Source organism: Kistimonas ophiarachnellae (assembly GCF_057552235.1).
Genome location: NZ_BAAJPA010000048.1, coordinates 1 through 1,033, shown reverse-complemented (window position 1 = coordinate 1,033; position 1,033 = coordinate 1). Strand labels below are relative to the sequence as shown.

At 50.1% G+C, this 1,033-nt stretch carries 1 protein-coding gene; it reads right to left on the bottom strand.

Going from position 1 to position 1,033, the window contains the following annotated elements:
• Window positions 1–5 precede the first annotated feature (5 nt).
• Window positions 6–956 (bottom strand): IS1595 family transposase, encoded by a 951-nt coding sequence (locus AC27K1_RS21560; protein ID WP_487152856.1) that lies wholly within the window; start codon window positions 954–956, stop codon window positions 6–8.
• Between the last annotated feature and the right edge of the window lie 77 nt (window positions 957–1,033).

Below are 1,033 nucleotides of genomic sequence, written 5' to 3'. Positions count from 1 at the left end.
CCTGATTACCACTGTGGCTCAGCCAGCTTGAGAAGCCTTGCTGGCATGGGGCAGGTTCGCGCAGCCATGTAACCCAGCCTTGATACCATCGCCTTCAAATCAAAGCGCCGGTTAAATCGATAACAGTATTCTGCAAGGTATCGTGGCAGGTGCCTGGGATTAATATTGTGGTAACTGCCTTTCAGGGAGTTTTTGACGTTCCCGATCATGGTGTTGACCCACGTAAACAACTCATTAGCCATCGATTCATGACCACCTCCTGTCACTACTGCAGTATGCGGATGTCCAGCGTCGACTATTCCCGTGAATGCGCCGAGTCCATCACTGACAACACAACAGGTATGATCTCCGAGATGTTTTTTCGCCCAGTGTTCCAACTCCTTTTTCCGGAAACTGGTGACCATACTAAAGCGCATATACAGTGGACAGTTTTCTTCGTTGGTTTGCACGGCAGCAACAAAGGGGTGTTTGTTTGCAGAACCTCTTCCCCGTTTGCCGCCATGTTTTTCACCACCCCAGTAGGCATCATCCAGTTGCACATGCCCCTGCAGAGGACGGCTGTCATCCCGTTCTTTCATGACTTGCATGAGCTTGTGCTTCAGGCGCCACGCGGCGTTATAAGAGACGCCAAGCTGTCTCGAAAGCTCCATGGCTGATATGCCATTCTTGGTTTGAGTCATTAAAAACATGCCCAGAAACCAGATGGTGAAGGGCAGCTTGCTGGCTTCCAGAATGGTACCGCTAGTCAGTGATGTTTGATGGTGGCAACGGTTACATTGGTAGAGTTCTCGGGTTTTCAGGGTGCAATACTCCCGGCAACAACACAGAGGGCATTCAAATCCGTTCGGCCAGCGCCATTTGAAAAACTGATCGCGGCATTGCCCTTCCTGACCGTATCGCTGAAAGAATTCCACAAGGCTCATGCCTTTCTGAAACTGGATTTTGTTCCTGGCCATGACACGTCTCCTAACCCAAGGAAAACCAGTGTCGTAAGTTTAGACGGGAGAATGGCTTATGTTAGGTGGTAATCAGG